Genomic DNA, 5874 nt, shown 5'->3' with positions numbered 1-5874 from the left:
CCCTGCCGAACCGCTTTATATACAATCGCATTTTCATATCCGTTACTCTCCTAATTGTTTACTACAGTCATATCATTGTCATTACCGGTCACGTTTCCGGCTACATACTTACCGACAAGCTCTTCATACGTCGGGTCGCTCATTCCGAACATCAAACCGTCGAACGCGCAGTTTTTTACTGTTCCATTCTTCATCGTTCCGACAGCCGCACCGACCTTCGTCGTATCAGAAGAAGCACCTGCCAACCAGCCGCCTGTGACTTGGCATCTATCAATGATACCGCCATCTATCGTCCCGGCCAGCAGGCCAATGGGTACCGTATCGGTGGACTCGACGCGGAGGCCCTCGAAACGGAGGTTCGTCAAGGAGCCGGTGGCACCGATTGTATTGCAGAAGCTCCCACTCAAACGGCAGTGGCGGATGGTCTTGCCACGCCCGTCGATGGGTATTACTAAATTGTGGATCATCAAGTTATCCATATCATTATCCTCGGACAGATCTATATCGTCTGTCAGGAAGACCGTGAAAACGCTATCGCTGCCATTGAAAATCGCATCGCCCCATTCTGTCAAATTCTTTGCTTTCGCTGCAATATCCGTCGTACTATAGGTTTGACCCGCCATAAACAGATCATTGTACGCCTTTATAAAATTCTTGTAGGCACCCGCGTCGGTGATGCCGCGGGGAATAGTCTCCTTTATCTCTTCCGTGTTCCATTCCTGCACATCCACGGGAAAGACCGATGCCTCGAAGCCCTCTTTTTTGACAATGACCTTATAGATGTAGCCTCCCCGGAGGCCGTGAATTGGATTTCCAACCACTTGCACGAATATTTTGTAGTTATCTACAGGGATTTCGATATCCTTCTGGCTGTCATCTTTCGGGTCAAGGATAATGGACTGCACCGTCACGCCGCCGGCATTTGCATTCTCGGGGTCCCACCAGAATATGGGCCTGCACGGCACGATCGCATCCCAGCATGTATTGTCTCCGGTTGATCCGGTGGAAAAGGTCTTCAGCCGGCGCGATTGGGCGGTCACCGCATTATCGTCGTACACAAGTTGCACCAAGCCGCCGGTGATATTGGAACCCACCACCATATCATGATAGAGAGAAGGCTCCTTAACATCCATCTCCATATCTATCCACACGCCCTTTACCTTCCGTTCGAGCTGCAGGTAAATATCGCCTTTAAAATCCTTGAATCCATCTCCGAGTTGCACGCGTACGATAGAAAAGGAATGGAAAAATTCATTTACCGTATTCAAATACTCGCCGTTCTTCGATTCCCTCGTCGTAAGGAAATCGATGACGCGCAGCGGCAGTTCATGCCCATCTTCATCGTATCCTTCAGAACCTGTTCCCTTGGCATAGATATCGACACCTTCCGGCTTCTCCATACCTTCCATATAAGGATAGTACGAGAAAATTCTATCCATCCGGCCAGGGTCCGCGAGGGCGGGATCGGACAACGTATCCGAATTGAACGTGGTTCCACTCAGGACCAACGGCAGATTCAAGAAATCCTTGGACTCGCCGTCCTGAATATATCCGCCCATGGAGAAGAACCCGACCTTGTCTCCCTGTTGAAATTCGCTTTTAGTTATCAGTTTCCCGGCAAGCGGAGGAGTCGCGGTCGCCATGGTCGTAATGCCGGGTTGAAGGGATATCCGGTCCATCTGTCCATCCGGAAGGGAAAAACCGTCTTCATCCACACGCTCGCTGCATGCCCCGAGAATGCAGCACACGGCTCCTGTATACAATACTCCGCGCAGCCGATGGACAAGTCTTTTCATATCTCTGTTTTTCATATCTCTACGCATAAATAATTAATTTGACAGCATTTTTTGTTTGAATTCCGCATCATGGTTTCCCATCCCATCCACTCCCGTCACTCCATAGACGGTGTGTCCGTTCAGACTTACATCGAAATTTTGTCCATAGGCACTGGCGATTTTGCACTCATCTGGGATTGCTTCTTTTTCTGCGAAATCATCGAAGAACTGGAATGTGAACTTTTTGCGTGTGAAATCGAAATTGCCGTAACGCTCCAACGGCTCGGGCTTCTCCGTGCCGGAGGTCCACTGCGGCGGCGGATTACGGTTGACATACTCTTTGAACGCCTCCACCGCACTCTTGAAATCATCCGCAGTGCGTATGCCGCCGCGGTCCGTGCCCATCAACCACGTTCCCATATCTTTCCATTGCAGAACCGTCGCCTCAATATCTATCTCCGGCGGAGCACTGGTAATCTCCACTTTCAGCGTGATGTTCTGACCGCCCCCGAATTCACTGAAGGTTTGCGGTTCGCCTCCTATTGTAATGTTTCCAGGCAGCATACCCTTCCAAGTCCTATCGCCGATTTTGAGATACAGCGTCGGACGCAGGGAGTTGTCTTCTCCAGCACTTAGATGCGTAGTTTGCGGCGGCATAATCAGATAATGGGTGCGAAAAGTCTCCTCTTCGCCCTCGACAGGCACCAGGTGCTCGCTCTTTTCAACCGAGCCGAGCAGATAGAGAGAGCTTGTGAAAACGTTATCGCCGGATTTAAGGGAGTCCAGTATCCATTCGCCATTGTCCAACTTCATACTGTCTATCAACACCCCCGGATGGTTCTGTCCCATATAACGCTCATCTCCGTAGACACGCTCTATTCCGTAGCACTTCTCGGCAAGCGGAGCCATCCAGACCTGTACGTCCTTCTTACCGAGATCCTGTATGATCGGAGCGGTAATTTCCACATGGACCCGCGACATGCGATGCCGGAGCTGAATCGTTATCCAATGCTTATTCAGGGCCGTACTGCTATGTTCCTGATAACGGCCCGATATAAAGTCATTCTGGGCCATGCCATTCTCCGGCTCCACCTGCGCCTTATACTTATCTATCATTCCTTCGTCGGCTAAATTTACGAAGCTGCTTCCTTTTTCTGCAATATAGCAAATGTTGAGGCCACCATCTTCTTTCCACCCGATCGGTCCATTGTCCAAGCCAATAATATAGTCGCCCCACTCCATTGGCGTCAACCTGCTCCATTTGAATTCAACGATACTGTCGTCTCTGTCCTTGAACTCGCCATATCCTTTCGAAAAATCCGCTTTAAAAAATTCTTGATAATTATGGCCTTCAGACGAAAGCACCCACGTTTTGTTGTCCTGCAGGTTGCCATTCGGATGGGTCGCACGGGTTTCGAGCATCCCCCCGATATCGGCCCGGATCGTCAACGGGCCGTCATACATCCCGGCAGCGGCAGGATCGGATAACGCCTCTTCCCGACTGCAGGCCGCCATCAGGCACAACGCCGCTGCACATACCGCGATGCCCCGCAATGCCTGCCCGGCCCTGTGTCCCGTTATGTCATGCGTTTTCATTTTCATCTTTTATCCGTTTTTTATCTGTAAATCATTTCCCCATCTCCGTAACCGGTACATCCGTCTCCGCTTCTGTCCACGGCTCGATAGTGGCCCTCACGACCTCCATCTTGTCCACATTGCGGGACAGGTCGAACTCCAGTACCGAAATATGTCCGCCCTGCAAGGTCAAAGAATATTCACTGTCGTTGATCTTAGTGGGCGTATAGGTATAGTATCTGTCTGCACGCGAAAGCGGGTCTTTCAATTTCAGTCTCAACAGGGGTTGAACTTCTTGATCTGCTGTCCACTCCATTGGCGGCACTATTCCGCAAAAGCCGTAGGTGCGACAGGAGTCTTTCTCCATTTTCCCCTCGTCCACCTGAACATCTTTCAGAAATGGCCCTGACGTGTAGTAACGGTACATCGGAATAGCTTCGGCTCTCTCGCTTGTATTGGGGAGAACCGAGAGCAAGTTACCCGAACTGTAGTCGGCCGTATGCGTTATCGAATAGTCGACAGGAACATTCGTCATAAACAATTTCACCGAATCCTTCTCGTAACCCGACGGCAGCCTATCCGGTATGGCATCACCTTCCCCCGCGTTCACGTGCCCCTTGTCATAGTCGGGCAGGGTGATGCGGACGTCCAGCATGGAGAATACGTGCCAGAACACCAACCTCATCGCAGCATAGGGATAGTCTATCGAGTGTTTCCGATAGGCAAGCATCATATCCGAGTTCAGGAATCCGTCCTTCGTACTCTGGTCTCTCTCAATGACAGGCGCATTATCCCTCACTCCCGGCTCGAACTCCTTCCACCACGCGGCATACAACTGGAAATAGTTAGCTCCGTCGCTTATCAAGTCGCTGGCGTAGAATCCGTATTTAACGTCCGTCGATGGTATGGAATCCGGCACAAAAAGGTACTCGGAACGACTGTCATTGGTACCTCCATCTAACCACTTGTCCTCTTCATCCGAACCTTCGGGAAAACCGCTCTCGTTTTTGTACTTCTTCCATACATACTGGTAAACAGAACTGCTTCCCTCTATGTTGAACGAAGGCTCCTCTTTATCTGTATTCGTATTACAGATGCGGATGACATCCCCTTCGGTAAACGTCTTTTTCAGCAACAAGTCCCGCGCGGCAACTAACTTGGGAGTAATAGTGTCCGAGGCATCGGCCCGCGTTGTGATCCCCGCAGATGCGGATCCCGCAATTCCGGCGGTAAAATACAAGGGATGCTCCCGCACGGGGAGCGGGTCGGGTGCAACCTCGTGCTCACATCCGGCAAATGCCCCTACCGCGAAGCAATATACGATTATGTTCCATGTTTTCATTGCTTTCTTTCCTTTCGTTTCTAACCGTTATTCAGGTTTCAACTGTCCTTCCACGGGGGCATCCACATGCCAGTTCTTGATCGACACTTCCAAATCGAGCTGTCCCTTATCGGCGAAAGTCGCCGTGATGATGACATGGGTATTCCGCAAGAGCGTCTTCACCTGGTCCAAATGATAGGCCTCCGCCGCACCGGCAGGATAACTACTGGGCTGCCAGTAATGCTCGCCGCTTTCATCCGTCGTCGGTGTATTCTGGTATTCCAACGTATTGAACCTCATCGTGTAACGTTGTGCGTCCGCTCCTTCGGGAATGTAACGGCTTTCGAGGAAATAATAGGTGATCGAATCCTTCGCGGGCGTAGGCTCCCTATCCGTAAGTCCTCTTTGGGGCACACGCAAACCTTTGACCGTTTCGGTAGTGGTATTGTCACTCGTCGTCCTCCGTACCGTTGCCTCCGCTTCATAATCATCGCTGAACGGTGACATCACCACCCCTTCGGGCGTATCGAATTCCAGTTCCTCCTCATGTCCGCCGCTCCCGATGTGTTTGGCGTACCATGCTATCCAGTTATCATAATCGGTTCCGGTACCGAAAAGCGATGAGTTCTTTTCTGCCGGCACATGGGGCAGGAGCCAGGACTTATCGGCCGTGTACTGCAACTGCCAGTTCTTCACGGCTATATCACCCATCAGACGGTCATTGATGTACGTGAAGGTAATCTTGTTCGCCGCACGGACGATATAGCTGTTGAAGACGCTGATATTGGCAATGCCCGTGTTACCCGGTTTGAACTCGACATCGCGGTACTCGGCGCTCATGGGGATTCCATTGGCCGGACTGCTGTCCTCACCCTTCGTGACAAACTTTTGCAGCTCCTCGTTCGTGAACGTTACGTCTTTGATAGCCTTGAGGTACGTCTCAGTGGTCACCGGGTCGAAATCTTTCCGGTGGTTGCCGCCGTAGGCTCCCTCTTCGGGGTCGAGATGACCGCTCAGTCCCTCCGTCTCCGTGAACATTCTATCAAATATCGGCTCGCTGTTGGCGAACAGGTAGACGTTCCTGGCCTTGCCGATCCATTCCTGCCGGACGAGGAATATCAGCCGGAGGTCTTCGAGATAGCCGTATTTATACTTGCCCTCGCCTTTTGAATCGTCGAAGTCGATGTATCGGTTGTATTCGAT

Annotated in this window: 4 protein-coding genes; all 4 read right to left on the bottom strand. The window is 51.3% G+C overall.

Translation table 11 applies throughout. The features are described from left to right. Nucleotides 1–50: 50 nt before the first annotated feature. Nucleotides 51–1796, bottom strand: a complete 1746-nt coding sequence (locus Q0Z70_RS12840) for a fimbrillin family protein (RefSeq protein ID WP_298075129.1) — start codon at nt 1794–1796, stop codon at nt 51–53. A 33-nt stretch (nt 1797–1829) separates the two neighbouring features. After that, a complete protein-coding gene (locus Q0Z70_RS12835; protein WP_298075127.1) occupies nt 1830–3377 on the bottom strand; it encodes a hypothetical protein in 1548 nt (515 codons plus the stop codon). A 25-nt stretch (nt 3378–3402) separates the two neighbouring features. After that, on the bottom strand, nt 3403–4692 hold the full coding sequence (locus Q0Z70_RS12830; RefSeq protein WP_298074977.1) for a hypothetical protein: 1290 nt from the start codon (nt 4690–4692) through the stop codon (nt 3403–3405). 27 nt (nt 4693–4719) lie between these two features. Next, nucleotides 4720–5874 (bottom strand): hypothetical protein (locus Q0Z70_RS12825; RefSeq protein WP_298075125.1); only part of this gene is annotated, 1155 nt, incomplete at its 5' end.

This window comes from uncultured Bacteroides sp., from assembly GCF_947632445.1.
Taxonomy (GTDB): domain Bacteria; phylum Bacteroidota; class Bacteroidia; order Bacteroidales; family Bacteroidaceae; genus Bacteroides.
This window is presented reverse-complemented; position numbering and strand designations above follow the sequence as displayed.